Source organism: Myxococcus sp. AM011 (assembly GCF_013372595.1).
GTDB lineage: Bacteria > Myxococcota > Myxococcia > Myxococcales > Myxococcaceae > Myxococcus > Myxococcus eversor.
In genome coordinates this window covers 1-20673 of record NZ_JABXEM010000218.1, presented here as the reverse complement: position 1 = coordinate 20673, position 20673 = coordinate 1, and the positions used below count along the sequence as shown (strand labels likewise).

The following is a 20673-nucleotide window of genomic DNA, read 5'->3' as shown; positions in this document are numbered from 1 at the left end:
CTGGCGCCCCCTTCACGTGGCGCTCGGAGAGCGACGAGCCCTCGCCCGCCCGGCTGCACGCGGTGAATGACCGGCTCAGCGCGGACACGGCGCTCAAGCGGGTCCGCAATGGGGAGTTCCTGCTGTACTCGGGCGACTTCCACAACGCGAAGCAGTTGCTGGGCGCGTTGGGTCGCAGGCTGGAGCGAGCGTCGAACGCCCGCACTCCCCTGGAGGCCTTCCGGGCCGAGCGTCGCGCGCGGCAACTGGAGCACGAGACGCTGTCGCGCATCGTCGTGTCGCTGGACCGCGACTACCGGCTCACGCTCACGCGGGCACCGGACGTGGCCCTGGCGTGCCGACAGGTCTGGGGTGAGCCCGAGACGGAGTTCACGGTGGTCCCCCTCAAGCAGTTGCTCGGCATGCTCGGAGCGGCGGAGTGGCGGCGAAAGGGCCTGGCGGTGCCCGGCCTCACCGGACTCATCCATCCGCATTACGGCGTGTACCTGCCCACGCGCACCGACTACATCGAACTGCTGCTCTGGCTCCCCGAGCTGAAGGGGCAGCGCGTGTTCGACGTGGGCACGGGGACGGGCGTGCTCTCGTTCCTCCTCCTCCAGCGGGGCGCTTCGTCCGTGCAGGCGACGGACTGTGACGCGCGCGCGGTGGCCTGCGCGCGGGAGAACGCGGAGCGGCTGGGGCTGCGCAAGTCCTTCCAGGTGGGCGAGGCCGACCTCTTCCCGGAGGGGAAGGCGGACCTCGTCGTCTGCAACCCCCCGTGGATTCCCGAGCCCCCCAAGAACCGCGTGGACCGCGCGGTGTTCGACCAGGACAGCCAGTTACTGAAGCGATTCCTCGAGGGGCTCCCCGCGGCGCTCGCTCCGGGAGGAGAGGGGCTGCTGATTCTCTCGGACCTGGCGGTGCTGCTGGGCCTGCGCCCCCAGGGCTGGCTCCAGGAGCAGTTCACCCGGTGCGGCCTGACGGTGAAGTGGAGCAAGTCGACGGCGGCGCGGCACTCCAAGGCCAAGGACACCTCGGACCCGCTGCACATGGCGCGCTCGCGCGAGACGACCACGCTCTACTGCCTCACACCCGTGGCGGCGTAGCCCCACGCGGCGCGGAGGGCCCGACGTCAGTCGATGTCCACCAGACAGGCCCCCATCTCCAGCACGAGCGGCTCCCGCGCGGAGACCCGACAGCGCTGACCGGGGGTCTCCAGACGATTCCCTCCGACAATCGTCACGCCCTCCACCGCCTCGATGAAGAAGCAGGGGTGGTGGCCTCCGCCCACCGTCACCTGGGCCTGGTGCGGGGCCACGCCGTCCTGGTCCACGACGATGGCGTTGGTGTCCGCGCGCCCCACCGTCAGCGGCTTGGACCAGAGCTCATGCCGTCCCCCCAGGCGCAGCGTGGAGAGCACCGCACCCTCCTTCGAGCGGAGGGTCACCTTCATCCGGTACTTCTCCACCCGCCAGTACACGATGGACGCGCTGAACGGCCGCGCGTCTCCCCACGCCAGCGTGCCTGACTCCGGGTCCACGCGGACGGTCTGGAAGTTCTCCGGCGAGCGCAGCCAGTCACGCATCTGGGGAGTCAGGTCCGGGACGCGCGCGGGCTCCCACTCGAAGAGACAGGGCTTGAGGCTCGCCTCGCCCTCGTGTCCGTCGCTGAAGCGCACCCGGACGACGAAGGGCGCCACACAGCGAGCCTCCAGAATCACCGCGGCCATGCTCGCACCTCTCCCGTTCGAGGAATCCTTCACGTCAGTGCGCGAATCCTAGCGCGAGGCAATCACAGAAGAGGAAGATTCCGGGCAGAGCGGATCCCAAAATCCCTCTCACCCATTCGAGGGATTCCCCTCACCCTGGATTGGAGTAGTCCCCACGTGGCGAGCGCATTAGAAGACTCGCCATGAGAGTGATTACATGAAGCCTGTCGTCCATTTCCCAGACAGGACACGCTCCTGCCCGGCGCGCACCGCGCTGTCCCTGTTGCTCCTGCTGCTCCCATCGCTGGCGTCGGGCGCCAACGAGGACGCCGTTGTCCACCCGACGCTGTCCTTCCACAACCGGGTCATGCAACTGGCGGGACTCCCTGATTGGAGCCGTGCGGGCTTCCGGGGAGGACAGGACCTGCCGTCCAGCGGGGACATCACCGCGAATGCACACTGCATCCTCACCTCGGAGGAGCTGGCCACCTATCACGGGGTGGTGCCGGATGACGGCGTCGACGACACCTCGGGGCTCCAGGCCGCCATCGATACACTCAAGGCGAACTGCTCGCCTTCGGCCAACTACAATGCGCTGTCATTGATTGCGCTGCCCGCGGGGCGAATCGACCTCAGCCGGCAGGTGTACGTGGACGCCGACTACCTGCTGATTCGAGGGCAGGGCTCCGGCGTCGGCGGCACGGAGCTGGTGTTCCGGCCCGACACGAACACCCGCTACGACACGCTCAGCACGGATGGAGGCCGCTGGGAGCCGCTGACGATGTCCTGGGGCACCGGAGCAGACACCGGCAAGGGTGGGTGGATATGGCCGGGTCGGGCGATGTTCCGCGTCCAGACGCGGGAGCTCGCCACGCGCTACCAGGACGAGCACGCGTCCGCGCCCGCCAACCGCAAGGACCTGTTCGAGGGCTCCATCAACCAGCACTGGGCCTCCGGCGTGAAGGTCGCGGGCAAGGCGGGGGATGCGAACCACGCGGCCCGCGAGGGACACCGCGTCATCCAGTTGGTGTCGAACGCGAACCTGTCGCGCTTCGCCGTCGGCGGTTACCTGTGGGTGGGCGCCGCGAACAGCCGGAACTTCTACGCGCAGCAGCAGATTGGCGCGGCGTCCGAGTCCCTGATGGAGGACCTGCACATGCGCCAGCAGGTGTTCCGCATCGTCGGGCTCGACGCGGGAGCGAAGACGGTCACCATCGACCGGCCGCTGGAATTCGACGTGCCCGTGGACTCCACGTCGGATGGCTCCGCGCCCATCGGCACGGAGGCCTTCGCAAGCAAGGTGACGCCGCTGCGCATGGTGGTGGGAGTGGGCTTCGAGGACTTCTCCTACACGCAGGACGTGAGTGGCCTTCCCCGGCTGGGAGGCGGCACCTATTCCCTGACGCCGGAGAGCGCGGTCCACAACTACGGCAACCTGGCACCCGAGTACGCCATGCACGGCATCCTGTTCAAGTGGGCGGCGGATGGATGGGTGCGGGGCCTCAGCGCGAAGATGACGGGCTCCCATCCGCTGGTGACGGAGGTCGCCCTGAACCTCCAGGTGCAGGACAACAGCTTCGACGGCGCCTGGAACAAGGGCAAGGGCGGCAATGGCTATCTGCGGGGCAGCCGCGTGTGGAGCTCGCTGTATGCCTTCAACACCAGTCGCAACCTGCGGCACTTCACCTTCCAGTGGTCCTCCAGCGGCAACGTGGCCTTCCGCAACAACCTGGACTCGGACCTGAACCTGCATGGCGGCTGGGAGCGCTACAACCTCTTCGAGGGAAACCTCGTGCGGGTGCCGTATGACCACCGCTCCGCCAGCTGCACCGCGAACTGCGGAGGCGAAGGCGGGCAGATTGATGCCGGCACCTGGTATCCCGTGTGGTGGGCCACCGGCCCCAAGGCCATCAAGTGGGCGGGCTCCTCCGGTCCGCAGAACGTCTTCCGCAACAACACGCTCATCAAGCAGACGACGCCGGGCGGGCCGTATCTGCCCTACACGCCCTACTCCACGCCGGAGGAGACCCCCTCCGAGACGGTGTTCATGTTCGGCTCCAACCCGGCGAGTCCCCGCCAGTTCCTCCACCTGTCCCAGGGGGGCGTCCCCATCGCGGATTGGACGGGGCGGGAGACGCTGGACTACTCCGAGGCCCGGGGCGTCGCCACCGTCTCCCAGCCCGTCTTCCCCTCGCTGTTCCTGCTCAAGGACGCGCCCGTCATCCTCGTGTCTCGCGCGCGCACGGGCACCGTGGCGACGTGGAACATGCAGGGCGCGGGCACGGGACAGAACGGCCCGTACGAGAGCAAGTACGTCTCCGACCTGGCGGGACTGATGGCATCGGGCCGGGGCGTCAACGCGGACGTCGTCGCCATCCAGGAGGCGGGGCTTCCGCCCCCGAGCGTGCGCAACGCGGAGATTCAGCGCTTCGCCCAGAATGAGTACCAGAACGCCGCGGGCGTCCATCCGGACGTGGTGCAGTACCGCCTCTCCGGCTCGCAGCTGCGTCCCCAGTCCTACCTGTATTGGATGGAGACCGACCCCAACGGCCACCGCGTCAACCTGGCCGTGGCCAGCCAGCAGGAGGCCGACGAGGTCTTCGTGGTGCTTCCCCCGCTCAACTGGGGAGGCCCGGTCCTGCGCCCCGCGCTGGGCATCCGCCTGGGGAACACCGTCTACTTCTCCCTCCACGCGATTTCCCCCAACGGCCCCGACGCCTCGGGACTCATCCAGGAGATTCGCGCGCGGATGGCCGCGGCGAACGGAGGCCAGGGGTATGACTGGGTCGCGCTGGGTGACTTCAACCGGGACCCCGACACCCTCCGCAATGCCCTGCCGCTCGGGCAGTACCACGTCCAGGACCCCTCGGGGCCCACCCAGGGCACGCCGGAGCCCACCAGCACCCTGGACTACGCGGTGGGACCCAACCATCAGGTGCCGCGCATCTTTGGGGGCGCGGTGCATCGCATCCTGAATTCGGACCACCAGCCCGTGGTCTACAGCCACAACTTCCGGGCGGGCGGTGGCGCGCCCGAGGAGCCGGACGGGCCGGATGACCCGGAGCTGCCCTCCGTGGCCGTGGTGCGCAGCGCCTGGTCGGGCCAGGTGCTGGACGTCAACGGCAACTCCACGAATCACGGCGTGCCCATCATCGAGTACCCATACCACCAAGGGCTGAACCAGCAGTGGCACCTGCGCCGCGAGGACGCGCACCCCGGCTACTACCGGCTCCAGAACGGCAACAGCCACCAGTACCTGGGGCAGCAGGGCAGCGCGGCCAATGCCATCCTCGTGCAGTGGCACGAGCGCGTGGATGACCAGCTCTGGCGGCCGGAGCTCCAACCGGACAATTCCTACATCCTTCGCAACTTCGTCACCGGACAGGTGATGACGTCATGGCTGGGCGGCGGCTCCCTGCACACGGTGAGTGGCGTGGACGAGTCCCCGGAGATGGCCTTCGCGCAGCGCTGGTTCCTCCAATCCGTGGCGGAGGCCGATGACCGGGAGGAAATCGTGAGCTTCCCACCTCAATCCGGGACGGACCTCGTCGTGGACGTGGAGGGCGGCGGCGTCCTGGAGCACACGCCCATCATCCTGTACCCGGACAACACGAGCGAGAACCAGGTCTTCGACTTCATCTCCGCGGGCAGCCTGGGCACGGACCCGTGCGGCTATCTCTTCAACGGCACGGGCTACCTCGGCGCGGACTCGCCCATCGGCATCCCCCAGGACGATGACGCCGTCGCGCTGACGTACTACCAGCCGCAGAACCCGGAGATTCTCTGGTGCGTGAGCACCGTGGGCGGCGTGGCGAACAAGCTCTACAACCTGACCGGCTCGCCCAGGACGCCCCACAAGCTGTACCTCACGCGCGGCGCGACAGGAGCGCAGCTCCGCGTCCGGACGGAGCTGACGAGCGGTGACTCGCAGGTGTGGCGCCTGCGCGTGACGGAGTGAGCCCTGGCGCGGGGGGCCGGGGCACAAGGCCTCAGTCCCTCGCGCTCCGGCTCAAGAGTCCGGGGCCGTCCTTCTCGTCCCGGCGCAGCTCGAAGCTGAACGTGGCGCCTTCGCCGGGGGTGCTTTCGACGGAAATCCTGCCGCCGTGCTCCTGGATGAGCTGCTTGGAGATGTAGAGGCCCAGCCCCAGCCCGCTGGACTCGCTCGCGGACGTCGCGCGCTCGAAGCGGACGAAGATTCGCTCGTGCTGGTCGGCGGGGATGCCCCGGCCTTCATCCCGGAGGCTGAACCTCACCCAGCTCCCCCGCTGCTCCAGCGTCGCGTGCACCGGCTTGCCGGGCGCGTACTTGATGGCGTTGATGATGAAGTTCGTCAGCACCTGCTCGATTCTCGCGGCGTCCAGCGACAGCCGGAGGCCCTCCTCCAGCCGCTGCTCCAGCAGGATGCCGGCCGCCTCGAACTGGGGCGCGAAGCGGGCCAGCACGTCCCGCACCAGGTCGGAGAGGTTCGTCTCCACCCGAATCACCGTCAGCTTGCCGGTGCTGATGCGGGACACGTCGAGCATGTCATTGACCAGACGCGACAGGCGCTCCACCTGGAGGAGCGTGGTGTCGAGCAGCCTCCCGAAGCGCGCGGGGGCAATCCCCGCGAGCCCCTGGCTCGAGAAGACGCGCCGGGTCATCTGCGTCTGGAGCTTGAGCGTGGTCAGCGGCGTGTTGAGCTCGTGCGAGGCGACCCCGATGAAGGTGTCCCGGGCGACGAGGGCCGCGCGGAGGTTGTCCGCGAGCTGTTCAATCTCCTGCTGCTCGTTGACCTGGTCCGTCACCTCGTAGATGACCACCAGGATGCCATCCACCCGGCCCGACGCGTCCCGCTTCGCCTGATAGGTGAAGTTGACGAACATCTCCCGGGCGACCCCGTCGGCCTGCACCATGGAAGCGCGCAGCTTCGTGCCGTGGAAGCTCTGCCCCGTCTGATAGACGCCGTCGAGTATCTCGTAGAACCCCTGCCCCTCCAGCTCCGGCAGCGCCTGCCTCACGGACAGGTTCAGCAGGTCCGTGACAGGCCGCCCACCGAACAGCATGGACATGAAGGGAGCGTTCGCGAAGGTGTAGACGTGGCGCGGCCCGCTGAGGATGGCGATGCCGAGCGGCGCTTGAAGCAGGAAGCTCTGGAGCTCCTGGCGCGCGCGCAGGACCTCCTCCTCCGCCCACTTCCGCTCGCTGATGTCGAGCGAGGTCCCGATGAACCGGGTGGCCCTTCCCTCCGCGTCGAAGGAGACCTGCCCTCGCGCCTCGACCCAGCGAGGCCGTGCGCCAGGCGGGGCCGCCACCCGGTGCTCCCGCTGGTACAGCCCGCCTTGCGTCTTCCCCGCGAGCGCGGCGGCGATGCTGTCGTGCACGCCCCGCACATCCTCGGGATGGATGCGCTCCAGCACCTGGTCGAGGCGGTACTCCGACTGCTCGGGCAGCCCGAAGAGCGCGGTCATCCGCGCATCCGCCGTCATCGTCCCGGGGCCGACCTCCAGCTCCCAGGTGCCCGCTCCCGAAGCCTCCACCACGCGGCGTAGCCGCTCCTCGCCGCGCCGCAGGGCCTGCTCACTGAAGATGCGCCCGGTGGTCTCGGTGCAGACCACCAGCGTGCCCTGAATCCTCCCGGACTCGTCGAAGACCGGGGAGTAGCCGTAGGTCCAATAGACGTCCTCGATGCGGCCGTTGCGGAAGATGGGGACGAGCTGGTCCTCGTTCCAACTGGCCTTCCCCTCGCGCATCACGTCTTCGATTTGCGGGCCGATGATGGGCCAGATTTCCGGCCACGTCTCCCGGCCCGGCCGTCCCAGCGCACCGGGGTGCTTGCCCCGGCCGAAGCTGGGGACATAGGCATCGTTGTAGAACTGGATGAGCTCCGGCCCCCACCAGAGGAACATGGGGTGGCGGGAGTGCAGCAGCGTCTTGACGACGGTCTTCAACGAGCCGGGCCAGCGCTCCACGGGCCCCACGGGCGTGGCGGCCCAGTCCAGCTCACGCATCCGGGAGGCCATCTCTCCGGCCCCACTGAACAGTTCCTCCGCCTTCACGTGATGGGACTCCCGGGTCGTGCCGAGGGAGCCGGGTTCTAGAGCATCCCCGTCCCTCATGAAACAACTCCGCGAGACCAGACAAGCCCACGGACCCTCTTCTCCAACGGGCGCGCTCGCGGGGCGGTGGTTATCACCAGGGCCATGCGGCGGGGCCCCCGCCTCGCCGCTCCCCTACCAACCGGAGTCACACATGAAGATTGGAATCATCGGCGCGGGTTACATCGGCTCGGCGCTGGCGAGGAAGTGGGTGAAGCTGGGTCACCAGGTCGTGCTGGCCAACTCGCGCGGACCGGACACACTGAAGGAGCTGGCCGCCGAGATTGGAGCGACCGCGGGCACCGTCGAGCAGGCCGCGCACGCCGGCGAGGTCGTCGTCGTCACCATCCCCCAGCGCGCGGTGGTGGACCTGCCCAAGGACCTCTTCAAGGGCGTCCCCGCCAACGTGGTCGTCATCGACACCGGCAACTACTATCCGATTCGCGACGGCGACATCCCCGCGCTCACCTCAGGACAAATCGAGAGCGCCTGGGTCGGCGAGCATCTGGGTCGGCCGGTCATCAAGGTGTTCAATAACATCTACTCCAAGTCCCTGGCGGAGAAGGGCGCGCCGAAGGGCTCCCCGGGGCGCATCGCGCTTCCCGTCTCCGGTGACCCGGCCGAGGCGCGAGCGAAGGTCATGCGCCTGGTGGACGAGCTGGGGTTCGACCCGGTCGACGCGGGCGGCCTCGACGAGTCCTGGCGGCATCAGCCGGGCACGCCCGCCTACACGAAGGACTTCGACGCGCGCGGGCTGAAGGAAGCGCTCGCCGCCGCCGAGAAGAGCCGCCTCCCCGAGTACCGCAAGGCCGCGGATGAGTCGCTCAAGGCGTACTTCGCGACCCTGCCCAAGGGCTGAGCCAGGACGGAGTTCCTCAGAGAGGCGCCGCGTCGACCGTGGACTCCGGCGCGGGCGGCGGCGGCGCCTCGTCCTGACTCACCTGGGAGTTCAGGACCCGGCTCGGTTGGATGTCCGTCCCGGGGCCTTCCGGAAACAGCCTCAGGCGGCCTGTTGGGAGCGGGCCTGGTGCTCCTTCATGGCCCGGCAGCGCCCCAGGTAGTGCTCGAAGGCACGCAGCAGCGCGTCCGGGTCCTTCAGCTTGCTCAAACAGAGCGAGCGCTTCTCCTTGGACCGCCCTTCTCCCGTCACCTGCAGGTCCAGGTACTTCTTGAACATGCGGTCCGCCGTGCTGGCGTGAGTCACTTCCGAGAGCAGCACGGGCTCCTCCCACTCCGGGCAATGCACCTGGGCGAAGTCCAGCGTGGCCTCATGTCCGGCCTCCTTGCCCTCGAAGGACAGCGGCGGGAAGTGCCGCTCCACGTGCTGCCGCTCCTCGTCGTTGGACGGCACGTAGCGGTACGCGAGCACCAGGTCATGGGCCTGTGAGAAGCGCGCCTCGTAGGCGCCCCACAGCCGCGCCTCGATGGCCTCCGCCTCTTGAATCGTGCTCACCCATGAGAACGTCACGGGCTCGAGCAGCACCTGCGCCATGTCCGACGGCGCCAGCCGCGCGTTGACGTTCTCCAGTCGCGCGGAGAGCGGTGGGTGCGAGTCGAACGGATGCGGCGTCACGGAGCCGTGCAAATCCCCGTGCACGGCATCCGACTGCGCGTAGTCCGCGAAGCCGAGCGCGACGCGCCGGGCGATGGCCACCGACTGCTGCCGCTCGTCGCGGGAGAAGAGGTCCGCCTCGACACGGTCCCTGAAGCCCGCGTACGCGCCCACCTTCACCAGCGAGCGGGCGATGTCCCGACCGGAGGTGATGCCCGCGGCGAGTCGGTCCGCGGCCAGCTCGCTTTCGCGCCGGCTGCGTCCCAGCGACAGCTCGAAGAGCCCGCGGTACGCCAGCATGAAGTGGTAGATGGGGCGCGTCAGGCCTCCCTCATGCAGCGTCTGGAGATACTGGGCGAAGTGCGCGAGCCTCGGCGCCAGCCGCTTGCCGTGGCCCGTGTCACCGCCCAGCAGGTGTCCCATCTCGTGCGCGAGCACCGCGTCCGCCTCCGACTGCTCCAACAGGCGCAGCAAGGACAGGCTCACGTAGAGCGTCCGGCCAGAGAGCGTCTGTCCGCCGACGCGCACGTCGCTCTCCGTGACGAAGAAGTTGGCGTCGATGCCCGCGAGGATGTGGTCCGGCGGGGGCGTATCGAGCCGCGCGCACAGCCGGCGCACGTGCGCCCAGAGCTCCGGGGCCTTGGACTCCTCCAACACCTCCGCCTCCACCTCGAAGTCCATGGGGGGACGGCGGAAGATGGCGACCACCACGAGGAAGATGGCCATGGCGACCAGGATGCCCACCACGCCGATGAGCTTGGGTGAGTAGCGATTGAACCAGAGCGCCGTCACCCAATAGGACAACCACACCGCCAGGCCGCCCTGTCCAATCGCCTGGAGCGCGCCCGTGACGCGGAGCACGTTCCACCCCACGACGAAGCTGATGAACTGGAACGGCCGGGACACGAACGCGGCCAGGCCACACAATAGGGCAATCACGGTGGTGGCGAGCCCCAGCGCCAGCAGGCCCGACGCCAGGCTGTGCATCCAGTCGAACTGCTTCACGTCCTTGCACACCTCGGCGAGGTTGCTCCGGAAGTTCGCCAGCGCCTCATCCGTGCTCAGGCAGGCAGCCGAGGCGGGAACGGCGCGGAAGAAAGCCAGGGTCTCCGCCCGCTGCTCCTCGGTGAGTTCGGTGTCCTGGGACACCTGCTTCTCGATGGACTCGAGCACGTCCCCGTCCACGCTGGCGGTCGCGTGGCCGGTGAACCAGAGGCCGAAGAGTGGAAGGGCGAAGAGCCAGAGAGCGGGCAGCACGTAGCTGCGCAGGAAGCCGGGGGCGGTCGTCGTAGGTCGCATGGGTATCGGTGCCGACAATCCTACTCCCGGGCGGGTGTCTCCCCGCCAGCCGCCTGGAGCAGGTCCCGTTCCCACCCTCACCTGCTCGACTCGTTTTCACGGGCTTTCACCGAACCCGAACCATCACCACCTTGGGGTACGCGATGGAGAACCCCAGGCGCTCCATGTTCCGCTGGGACCCGCTGGCCGGCAGGGTGCTGCTCGACGCCAACATGCCTCCCTGGCGAATGGCCCACGCCAGTCGCGCTGAAATCAACTCCTGCTGCAGTCCCCTGCCACGGAAGCGCTCGCGCACCGACGTTCCCGACAACGTCGCCACGCCGTCATGCAGGGCCACGGTGCCGCCGCCCGCTGGCTCTCCGTCCACCAGCGCGAGGAAGCAGGTGGTGCCTGGCATCGTCGCCGTGCCCATCATGAGTGAGGCCTCCGCGTCCGACACCTCCTCGCGTCCGAGGAAGCCCCGGGCCACCGTGCGCGAGAAGGCCTCCGCCTCTCCATCACGGAGGGGACGAATCTCCGCGACTGTCGGCGGCGTGGGACTTCCCGGCAACGCGCGCACGAGCACCTGCTGGAACTCGCCCACCTGATAGCCCCGCTGCGCCAGCCCCTGGGCCAGCGTGGGATGGGCGAAGGGCAACAGGTCAATCTGGAGCAGGCCGCCAGCCTGGCCCAGATGGGACTCCACCCGGTCCAGGTCCTCGGCGCTGACGGGCCCTTCCAGTCCCAGCGCGACCGCCTGGGTGAGGGGCGAGTCCGGACCGTTGAAGAGGGCCAGGCCTCCGGCGACTTCGAGGACACCGGAGGGCGGCGTGGCACTGCGATTCTGCACCGCCTGGGCCAGCTCCAGGCGCCGGGCGAGCCGAGCGTCCACCACCAAGCGTGACGGCGAAGATGAAGGCTGCATGGCGCGCACCCTCATCCACGACGGGCGGCGGTGTCTATCGGCTTCCGGCGCCGCTTGTCACAATCGTGCGCTCCTTCACGCCCGTTTCGCGCGACGGCGGTGACTCGGGTTGCGCGGCGCCACCTCAGCTCCCATCATCGAGCGACGGGAAGACGCCTCGAAGGCACTTCAGGCGCGCCTGAACGGAGGGTGGCCAGATGGACGGGACGTCCCACCGTCAGTGCACGAGTTCACCAGGAAACGTCTTGCCGGCACGGCGCCTTGCCAGACGTGCTACGCGACCCAGTCGCCGCTTCTTCTCTCGCCGCGCCAGTCCCCCTCCCCCATCGTGAACCCACCTGTCCACGGCTCCCGCTCCGCGAGTGCATCCCCGCCCGGGGCGGACTTTGCGCGGGTGTGGATGGTCGACGACAGCCCCACGCAGTTGGAGCGGGCCCGGGCGCTCCTGTCGAAACACCACGCGGTCGAGACCTTCCGCGACGCCGAGGCGATGATCGAGCGGCTCACCCAGGGCCTCCCTCCCGACGTGCTCCTGCTGGACTGGCAGTTGCCGGGCGTCTCCGGACTGGATGCGTGCCGCTACGTGCGCGAGCACTACGATGACGTCACGCTGCCCATCCTGATTCTCTCCGCGCGGGGCGCCCACGCGGACTTCACCGAGGGCCTGCGGGCCGGGGCCAGCGACTACGTCTCCAAGCCCTACGACGACGCGGAGCTGCTCGCGCGCGTGGGCAGCCTCCTGCGCATCCGGGCGCAGGGACAGCAACTGCGCGAGCGCGAGGCGTATCTGGCCACGACGCTCTCCAGCATCGGAGACGCGGTCATCACCACGGACCGTGCCGGACACATCACCTTCCTCAACCCCGTGGCCGAGCGAGTCACCGGCTGGAGCGATGCCCAGGCGCGGCAGCGCCCCGTGACGGACGTCTTCAAGCTCATCGACGCCTCCACCCGGGCCCTCGTGGAGGACCCCGTCGGCCGCGTCCTCACGCGGGGCACGACCCAGGGGCTCGTCGGGCCCACGCTGCTCTTGCGCAGGGATGGCTCGGAGGTCCCCATCGAGGACAGTGCCGCGCCCATCCGCGTGGGCATCAACGAGCTGACGGGCGTCGTGCTCGTCTTCCGGGATGTCACCGAACAGAGCAAGACGCGGCAACACAACGAGGCCCTCGACGCGAAGGTCCGCGCCAGCGAGGCCGAGCTGCGCATCCTGCTCGACGCGATTCCCGTCCTCGTCTCGTATGTCACCCCGGAGGAGACCTACGGCCGGGTCAACAAGGCATACGAGGACTGGTTCGGAATCGCCCAGGACAGCCTCCGGGGCAGGTCCCTCCGGAAGGTCATCGGGGAGGCCGCGTACGAGGTGCTCGGGCCCTACGTGAAGCGAGGGCTGGCGGGAGAAGACCTCTCGTTCGAGCAACATGACGTGCCCTACCGGTTGGGCGGCACGCGCGACGTGAGGGTCACCTTCATCGCGCACCGGGAGGCGGGGCAGCCCGCGGGGGGCTACGTCGCGCTGCTCCAGGACATCACCGCGGAGCGGAGGCTGGCGAAGGAGCGCGAGCGCTCGGCCCAGCAACAGCGGGAGCAGGCGGAGTTCGAGCAGCAGCTCATCGGCATCGTGAGCCACGACCTGCGCAATCCCCTGGCCGCCATCCTGATGGGGGCGGCCCGGCTGAATCAGCAGGACGGACTGGATTCGAATGTCCGCAAGACGTCGGCGCGCATCCATTCATCCGCGGCTCGCGCGGTGCGGATGGTGAACGAGCTGCTGGACTTCACGCAGGCCCGGATGGGCGGCGGCATCCGGATTGAGTGCAACCCCACGGACCTCCACTCCCTCTTGCGCACCATGGTGGACGAGGTGGAGACCGCCAACCCCGCCGCCCGGGTGAAGGTGGAGATGAGCGGCGACGGGCGGGGCCTGTGGGACGGAGACCGGCTCTCCCAGGTGCTCCAGAACCTGGTGACGAATGCCCTCAAGTACGGCGCGCCCGACAGGCCCGTCCACGTCGTCGCCCGGGGCGATACCGAACACGTCACGTTCAGCGTGCACAACGAGGGCGCGCCCATTCCCGCCGACCAGCTCTCCGCCCTCTTCGAGCCCTTCCAGCGGGGCACGGGCACCGTGGACACGACGGGGCGCAGCGTGGGGCTCGGCCTGTTCATCGTGAAGTCGATTGTCGACGCCCACGGCGGGCGCATCGAAGTGCGGTCAGAGACAGGCCAGGGCACCACGTTCATCGTGAGCCTGCCCCGCCACGCGTGCAGCTCGGCGCCGCGCTAGCCGGGCCGCGGCCCCTCGTCAGGAAGGGCCGGGCCTTCCGACTCACCCCTCCAGGTCGCCGACAATCTTCCCGAAGGGAGACGGCGTGCCCAGCATCTTCTGGAACCGGTTCCGGTTGTCCGAGCCCACGTCGTAGTTGTTGAAGTTGACGTCGTTGGAGTTCTTCCCGTCCGGCAGCATGCCCGAATAGTCCTGGCGTGCCGGCAGTCCGTGCTCCGCGCGAATCTTGTTCTCGGTGGGGGCCCAGCCCGCGGGCGTGTGCGGCGTGGGCTTCAGGCCCACCGTCTCGAACTCCTCGCGCAGGCGCAGGCGGTCCTCGACGGTCTCCTTCATGTTGGCGGAGTGCGTCGGGTACTGCTGAAAGACGGGCGCGTCGGCGTGCTTGCTGGCCGCCAGCGGGCTCACCTGCACGCCATTGGCCGCGCGCCAGGCGTGGACCGACTCGTGGCCCAGGCTGTTGAAGCGCTGGCCCGGGTCGTTCTCGTTGTAATTGATGCGGCTGGCAGTGCCCGTGCCGGGCTGGCCTTCGTAGCGGTACGCGGGGCGGAGGGAGTCGAGGGTCCCGTTGTGCCGGGGCGCGTGCGACATGGGCATCGAGGCCTCGCGGCCCGAGTAGAGGTCCGCCACCGTCAGCGGGTTGCGCTGGGTGCCGATGGCGCCGGGGTTCACCTGGGACGTGCGGTCATTGAGCTCCGTCATCATCCGGCCGCCCTCGGGCCGGCTCGTCAGCCGGTGCGTGGAGTTGCGGGCATCCTGCGTGAAGTCGGCGAAGTCCGCGCCCGTCTGGCCGCTGTCGCGGCGGGTGCGGATTCCCTGGAGGTCCGGGTGCACCACGCCATAGTCCGTGGGCTTGAGGTTGGCCTTGCCGTCCTGCAGCTCCGTGGGCGACGGGCGCGGCTGGGAAGGCGCGCCGGCCGACTCGGTCTTCTGCGGCGGCGTCTTCTCCGGCGTCTTCGCGGGCGTCTTCTCCGGCGTCTTCGGCTTGCTCGTCTCCAGCTTCGGGGGCGCGCTGTTGCTGCGGGAGCGGGAGGAAGAGGAGGAGGAACCGAGGGAAGACGGCTTGGAGCGGAGCTTCATGGGGATCGCCTCTGGAGGGAGTCGGTGACGAGGCTCCCTAGAGCATCCGGTGTGCCAGCCTCCCCGTGGCGGGGCGCGGCCCTGGAGCGACCTGATTTCAAGAGGTTCCACCGGGCGCGGGGCTCTCCCGGAAGCTTCCGCTGATGACCGTGAACAAGGGGCTGATGACTGCCGTCATCAGGCGCGGCGCCCTCCAGGCTGGCAAACACCAGGAGGGCCGCCTAGAAGCACGCCCCCTTCATCCAAGGCTCATCCACCGCATGAATCGCAAGAACGCGCTCAGCACCCTGCTCGCACTGGGACTGCTGACGACCCTCAGTGCCCAGGCCGAGGTGCTGTTCTCCCAGGCCAACCTCCTGCTCAACAAGAACCAGCTCTCCGCGGTGAACTATCGCGGCAAGGGCCTGTCGCTGCCCGTGGGGACGAAGGTGGAGGTCCTCAAGCGGAGCGACGACGAGGTGCGCTGCCGGGTGGTCGACTCGGGGGCCGAGTTCAAGTTCGTCTCGCACAAGAGCCTGGGCAAGGACGCTTCCGCGCTGTTCCCCTCCTTCTTCTCCGCGAAGGACCCCGCGGCGCGCATCGCCGCGCTCACGCCGGAGGAGCAGAAGCAGGTCAAGGCGGGTGAGCTGGCTCGCGGAATGTCCCGGGACGCGGTGCTGCTGACGGTGGGCCCGCCGCCGCCGCACCGGACGCTGTCGCTGGAGAGCAAGACGTGGACCTACTGGAGCTCGAAGTTCTCCACGTTCGAGGTCATCTTCGATGCCGACGGCAAGGTGGTGTCGTTCGGTGACGAGCCCGCGCCGGTGGCCGCGCCCGCTCCCGCCCCGTCGGAGAAGGTCTTCCACCACGCGACGGCCAACTTCCACTTCGACAACGACACCCTGTCCTGGGTGAACTACCTCAAGGGCCCCATCCTCCCGTTCAACACCCGCGTGGAGGTGCTGGACAAGGGCGGCTCGAAGGTGAAGTTCAAGGTCGTGGAGACGGGCAAGGAGTTCGTGTTCGAGAACGACGAGCGCTCGGGCGCTGACACCTGGGCGCTGTTCCAGGCCGCGTTCGCCCCCGAGGACCAGGCCCCCAAGCTGGAGACGCTGTCGGAGCAGGACCGCAAGAAGGTCTCCGCGTCGGAAGTGGTGACGGGCATGTCCCGCGCCGCCGTGCGCATGGCGTGGGGGCCGCCGCCGCCGCATGAGACGCCCTCGTTCAACTCCACCGTCTGGACCTATTGGAAGAGCAAGCTGGTCAAGGTGAAGGTCACCTTCGACAAGGACGACAAGGTCGCTTCCATCGAGTAGCGGCCCGCCGCCCCGGCTGTCCTGGTGGAGCTTTGACTCCGTGGGACAGCCGGAGGTGGCCGTTCGTCAGCGCTCCTTCAGCGCAGGGCGAAGCGCCGCCGGTAGGCATCCGGCGTCAGGCCCGTACGGGCCTTGAAGCGGCGACGGAACGAGGTGGTCTCCGCGTAGCCCACGGCCTGGGATATGTCCTCCACGGTGCGGGGGGTGGTCTCCAGGAGGTGCCGGGCGGCTTCGATTCGCAGGCGCTGGACGTAATCCAGCGGCGTGTCGCCGGTGGCCTTGCGGAAGCGGCGCAGCAGCGTGCGCTCTCCGAGGCTCGCCGCCACGGCCGCGCCCGTCAGGCTCACCGGGCCGGCGAGGTGCGCCTCCAGCCACTCCTGGGCGCGCAGCACGGCTTCGTCTCCGTGGCCTCGGGGAATGGCCTGCACCGCGTAGGGCGCCTGGAACCTGCGACCCGGCTCCACCAGGAGCATCTTCGCGCATAGCGCCGCCAGCTCCGGCGAGGCGTGCTTCGCCACCAGGTGCAGGCAGAGGTCCAGGTAGGCCGTCACGCCGCCCGCGGTGAGCACGTCGCCGTGGTCCACCAGGAGCAGCTCCGGCTTGAGCGCCACGCGCGGATAGCGCGCCACGAAGTCCTGGGCGAGCCCCCAGTGGGTGGTGGCCTCCCGTCCATCCAGGAGGCCCGTCTTCGCGAGCAGGAAGGCCCCGGCGCACACCGCCGCCAGCGTGGAGCCCCGGGCGTGCTGTCCCACGAGCCAGTCGGCCGTGGAGCGCTCGGCCACGCTGCCCTCCAGGTTGCCGATGACGGCGGGGACGAAGACGACATCGAAGCGCTCGGAAGGAGCCGGCACCCGCGCGGCGGCGAGCTCCAGGCCGTGGAAGCTCCGGATGGGGCCGGCTCGAGCGGCCACCAGCTCGGCGGTGAAGGGCTCGCTCCGGCCCTGCTCACGGCTCAGGAGGTTCGCCATGGCGAACACGTCCAGCGGCCCCGTCACGCTGGAGGCCACGCAGCCCTCCAGGGCCAGCACCGCGATGTGGAGTGACGAGGACCTGGCGGCCATGCGCGCTTGTCGGTTTCCGCCCGGACTTTGTCAATCCGAGCACTGCCGCCGGGAGCGACGTCTGGATATTCAGCGGGACAACGGACGACCACCCGCTGGAGGAGAACCCCATGGACAAGCCCCTGGAGAACGCCGCGCTGCTGCTCATCGACATCCAGAATGACTACTTCCCCGGAGGCCGGTTCGAGCTGGACGGCACCGACGCGGCCGCCACCCAGGCCCGGGCGGCGCTCGACTTCTTCCGCGAGCGAGGGGTGCCGGTCATCCACGTCCGCCACGAGTCACCGCAGCCGGGCGCCCCGTTCTTCCTGCCGGGGACGCCGGGGGCCCAGATTCATTCCCGCGTCGAGCCCCGGCCCGGCGAGGCGGTGGTGCTCAAGCACTTCCCCAACAGCTTCCGGGAGACGGACCTCCAGGAGCGCCTGCGGGCGCTGGGCGTGAGGCACCTGGTCGTCACCGGGATGATGACGCTGATGTGCGTGGACGCCACGGTGCGCGCGGCCGCGGACCAGGGATACACCGTCACGGTGCTCCCGGATGCCTGCGCGGCCCGTGCCCTGGAGTTCAACGGCCAGAAGGTCTCCGCGCCGGACGTCCACGCCGCGTTCCTCGCCGCGCTCGGCATGGGCTACGCCCGCCTCGTACCGACGGCGGAGTTCCTGGCCCAGGCCGGGCGCTGAAGCGAAGCCTGCTTCCTACTGAACCGTCACGCCGATGGCGTAGGCGCGGACATCGCCAGGGTCGAGGACGCGGTGGTCCTTGGAACCCGCGAACGGGGTGCTATGCCTGGGCGTCATGATTGACCACACGGGTATCGGTGTCGCGGACGTCGCGCGCTCCGCCGTCTTCTACGATGCGGTGCTGAGCGCCTTGGGAATGCATCGCGTCGCGCAGCTCCCAGAGAGCGATGGACGCGATGCGGTGGGCTACGGCGTCGACCACCCTGTCTTCTGGATTGACCGCTTCCATCCGCACAGCGTGAAGCAACACACGGCCTTCGCAGCCCGGAGCCGCGCGGAGGTGGACGCCTTCCATGCGGCCGCGCTGAAGTCCGGAGGCACCGACAACGGCCCTCCCGGGCTTCGCTCCACCGCGCAAGGCTATCCGCCGGGCTACTACGCCGCCTTCGTGTTCGACCCGGATGGCAACAACATGGAAGCCCTCTTCCGCGAGCGGTGAGTCGAGTCCACCGTGGCCCCGGCGCATGCGCCACGCTGTTCGCCGGGGTCCCCGCCGCCCTGACCGCCCTGCTCCTCCGAGCCCTGGGTGTCAGGCCCGCCTGGAGGTCGTGAGCCTCACCGGGGCGCAACGCCCGACGGCGGTGGACCGGGCGTGGAGAACACCGAGCTGGCGGAGCGGTGGGAGATGCGTTGGTAGCGCGCATAGGCCTCCACGAGCGCCGCGCGCATGGCCGTGGCCTCCGTGGGCCCGTGCCGCGCCACGGTGGTGGCCATCGCCTCCAGCAGATAGGCCTCGGGCGCCATCAACGTCCGCGTGAGCGCGACAGGGCTTGCGCCCAACGTCTTCAGCACCGGGCCGAAGTACTGCTCACTCATGCAGGCCAGGACGACGACGGGCCTGGGCGTGGCCACCGACGGCGACTCCACCTGGGGAGGCGCGCGGTCCATCAGCCGGTCATGCCCGGCCCACACCACCAGGTCGGCCCGGCTCGCGCCCGCCGCCGCACGCAGGAAGTCCTCCAGCGCGGTGTCAATCCGGTCGCCCGCGTAGGCATGGAGCCGCAGCCGCACGGGCCGCTCTCCCTTCGCGGCCTTCCGCTCCAGGACGAGCACGCGCAGCACCGCGGAGTCCACGGGCCCCGCCTCGCGGCTCACCACCTTGAACCCCGGGGCCCGTGAGAGGAACCGCTCCGCGCCATACATCGCGCCCCAGTAGAGGTTCGTGTCCAGGGCGCGAGGGGCGCCCGCCGGTGCACGGCCACACTCAATCAAGGCGTTGTCACACAGCGGGACGAAGACCTCGACCTCCACCGCCGCCACGGGAGGCACGGCCAGCAGGCTCAACAACACGAGGGGCAGCAAGGCGGACCTCCAGGAGTGACTCGAAGAGACACCCCTGGCCCGGCCATCCGTTCCCGCGGGCGTGAAGCGCGTCCACGCGCCCTACCCGTCCGTCACTGCCACTTGTAGACGAGGCCCTGCGCGTTGAGTCCCCACACGGAGCCATCCCCCGCGGCGGAGATGTTGCGCAGCGCACCGGGCACCTTCTGCCAGGCCGTCCCACTCCACTGGTAGACTTGGTCGGAGCCATCCAGCGCCCAGATGTTCTTCGCGTTGCCCACGGAGACGAACGTCATGCCGGCGGGGATGTTCCAGGTCCACTTCGTGCCATCCCAGCGAAGCACGCGGTTCGCGTCCGGGGGGTTGGTCGCCCACAGCTCGCCATCCGCGCCGACGGAGAGCTGGCTGACGCAGCAGCCCTTCTTCTCCCACGCGGAGCCCGTCCACCGGAACAGCGAGCCGCCGTTGTCCAGGCCCCAGGCCGTGTTGGCGTTGATGGCGGTGACCTGCTTCATGCCCGTGGGCAGGTTCCAGGTCCACTTGTTGCCCGTCGCGTCCCACTTCAACACGCGCAGCGAGTCCGGCGGATTGGTGGCCCACAGCGTCCCGTCCGAGGCGGTGGAGATGTTCGTCACCGTGCCGCCCATCTTCTGCCAGGCCGCGCCCGTCCACTTCCAGTTGAAGCCCGCGGTGTCGAGTCCCCAGACCGCGTTCGCGCTCCCCACCGAAATCTGCTTGAGCGTCGCGCCCTGGGGCCCCGGCTGGAGCACCCACTGCGGCGCCGGAGCCGCCAGCAAGTCGCTCCACTTCATGGTGATTTTCGCGTCCGTCTGCCCGGCGAACGTCACCGTCTTGTCCGAGGTGTTCACGGTGATGCCATACACATACCGCGCACCCGGCTTCTCCCACTGCGCCACCATCCTGCCCAGGGAGTCGTAGGCGACGATGCCCATGCTCACGCGGTTGTCCGTGTAGCTGTAGGCCCAGATGGTGTAGCCCTTCCACTTGATGACGGGGCACGTGGCGGCGGCGGCCCCGGTGCCGGGCCCCTGCGTGCACGTCACCTTCATCCCCGGGGGAATCGCGGGCGTCGGCGCGGGAGGAACCTGGACGACCACGGGGGGCGGTACCAGCTCGTCCCAGGTCATCGTTATCTTCGCGTCCGTCTGCCCGGCGAACGTCACCGTCTTGTTCGCGGGGTTCACGGTGATGCCATACACATACCGCGCACCCGGCTTCTCCCACTGCGCCGCGAGCGCGCCCGCGGCGTCATATGCGGCGATGACCATGCCGATGCGGTTGTCGCCATAGCTGAGCGCCCAGTACGTGTAGCCGTCGTACTTGAGCACCGGGCAGGTGGCTGAAGCGGCCCCCGTGCCGGGGCCCTGGGTACAGGTCACCTTGGTGCCGGCGGGG

The 20673-nt window shown here is 69.1% G+C and carries 15 protein-coding genes; 7 read left to right on the top strand and 8 right to left on the bottom strand.

Annotated elements, in window-relative coordinates:
* Positions 1 to 1085 (top strand): class I SAM-dependent methyltransferase (locus tag HUW62_RS34680; protein ID WP_255203823.1); only part of this gene is annotated, 1085 nt, incomplete at its 5' end.
* Between the two features lie 26 nt (positions 1086 to 1111).
* On the opposite strand, the gene HUW62_RS34675 is transcribed toward HUW62_RS34680, so the two are convergent.
* The gene (locus HUW62_RS34675) at positions 1112 to 1708 is read right to left on the bottom strand and encodes an FHA domain-containing protein (RefSeq protein WP_163868811.1); all 597 of its coding nucleotides are present in this window, start codon (positions 1706 to 1708) and stop codon (positions 1112 to 1114) included.
* A 196-nt stretch (positions 1709 to 1904) separates the two neighbouring features.
* On the opposite strand from HUW62_RS34675, the gene HUW62_RS34670 reads away from it, so the two are divergent.
* Positions 1905 to 5645, top strand: a complete 3741-nt coding sequence (locus tag HUW62_RS34670) for an RICIN domain-containing protein (protein WP_176436859.1) — start codon at positions 1905 to 1907, stop codon at positions 5643 to 5645.
* A gap of 31 nt (positions 5646 to 5676) precedes the next feature.
* On the opposite strand, the gene HUW62_RS34665 is transcribed toward HUW62_RS34670, so the two are convergent.
* Positions 5677 to 7722 (bottom strand): ATP-binding protein, encoded by a 2046-nt coding sequence (locus tag HUW62_RS34665; RefSeq protein WP_176436858.1) that lies wholly within the window; start codon positions 7720 to 7722, stop codon positions 5677 to 5679.
* Positions 7723 to 7780: 58 nt separating this feature from the next.
* Between HUW62_RS34665 and HUW62_RS34660 the strand changes: the two genes are divergently transcribed.
* Entirely contained in the window at positions 7781 to 8620 is an 840-nt protein-coding gene (locus tag HUW62_RS34660; RefSeq protein ID WP_255203822.1) for an NADPH-dependent F420 reductase, read from the top strand.
* A gap of 141 nt (positions 8621 to 8761) precedes the next feature.
* Here the strand turns inward: HUW62_RS34660 and HUW62_RS34655 are convergent, their stop codons facing one another.
* Complete coding sequence (locus tag HUW62_RS34655; protein ID WP_176436857.1) at positions 8762 to 10612, bottom strand: M48 family metallopeptidase; 1851 nt, start codon at positions 10610 to 10612, stop codon at positions 8762 to 8764.
* A 106-nt stretch (positions 10613 to 10718) separates the two neighbouring features.
* Positions 10719 to 11516 carry a GNAT family N-acetyltransferase gene (locus tag HUW62_RS34650; protein ID WP_163868815.1) on the bottom strand — a complete coding sequence of 266 codons (798 nt, stop codon included), beginning with the start codon at positions 11514 to 11516 and terminating at the stop codon, positions 10719 to 10721.
* A gap of 400 nt (positions 11517 to 11916) precedes the next feature.
* On the opposite strand from HUW62_RS34650, the gene HUW62_RS34645 reads away from it, so the two are divergent.
* Positions 11917 to 13803, top strand: coding sequence for a PAS domain S-box protein (locus tag HUW62_RS34645; RefSeq protein WP_176436856.1), 1887 nt, complete (start codon positions 11917 to 11919; stop codon positions 13801 to 13803).
* A 42-nt stretch (positions 13804 to 13845) separates the two neighbouring features.
* Here the strand turns inward: HUW62_RS34645 and HUW62_RS34640 are convergent, their stop codons facing one another.
* On the bottom strand, positions 13846 to 14880 hold the full coding sequence (locus HUW62_RS34640) for a M91 family zinc metallopeptidase (RefSeq protein WP_176436855.1): 1035 nt from the start codon (positions 14878 to 14880) through the stop codon (positions 13846 to 13848).
* Positions 14881 to 15140: 260 nt separating this feature from the next.
* Between HUW62_RS34640 and HUW62_RS34635 the strand changes: the two genes are divergently transcribed.
* Positions 15141 to 16175, top strand: a complete 1035-nt coding sequence (locus HUW62_RS34635; RefSeq protein WP_176436854.1) for a hypothetical protein — start codon at positions 15141 to 15143, stop codon at positions 16173 to 16175.
* A gap of 77 nt (positions 16176 to 16252) precedes the next feature.
* Here the strand turns inward: HUW62_RS34635 and HUW62_RS34630 are convergent, their stop codons facing one another.
* Positions 16253 to 17236 (bottom strand): GlxA family transcriptional regulator, encoded by a 984-nt coding sequence (locus HUW62_RS34630; RefSeq protein WP_176436853.1) that lies wholly within the window; start codon positions 17234 to 17236, stop codon positions 16253 to 16255.
* 110 nt (positions 17237 to 17346) lie between these two features.
* Here HUW62_RS34630 and HUW62_RS34625 point away from each other — a divergent pair, with 110 nt between their 5' ends.
* Both HUW62_RS34625 and HUW62_RS34620 read left to right on the top strand, forming a co-directional pair.
* Positions 17347 to 17916, top strand: a complete 570-nt coding sequence (locus HUW62_RS34625; RefSeq protein WP_176436852.1) for a cysteine hydrolase family protein — start codon at positions 17347 to 17349, stop codon at positions 17914 to 17916.
* A 115-nt stretch (positions 17917 to 18031) separates the two neighbouring features.
* Positions 18032 to 18415 (top strand): VOC family protein, encoded by a 384-nt coding sequence (locus HUW62_RS34620; RefSeq protein ID WP_163868822.1) that lies wholly within the window; start codon positions 18032 to 18034, stop codon positions 18413 to 18415.
* Positions 18416 to 18531: 116 nt separating this feature from the next.
* On the opposite strand, the gene HUW62_RS34615 is transcribed toward HUW62_RS34620, so the two are convergent.
* Complete coding sequence (locus HUW62_RS34615) at positions 18532 to 19278, bottom strand: hypothetical protein (RefSeq protein WP_176436851.1); 747 nt, start codon at positions 19276 to 19278, stop codon at positions 18532 to 18534.
* A 92-nt stretch (positions 19279 to 19370) separates the two neighbouring features.
* The coding region (locus tag HUW62_RS34610; protein WP_368670545.1) for a tectonin domain-containing protein at positions 19371 to 20673 on the bottom strand (1303 nt) is incomplete at its 5' end.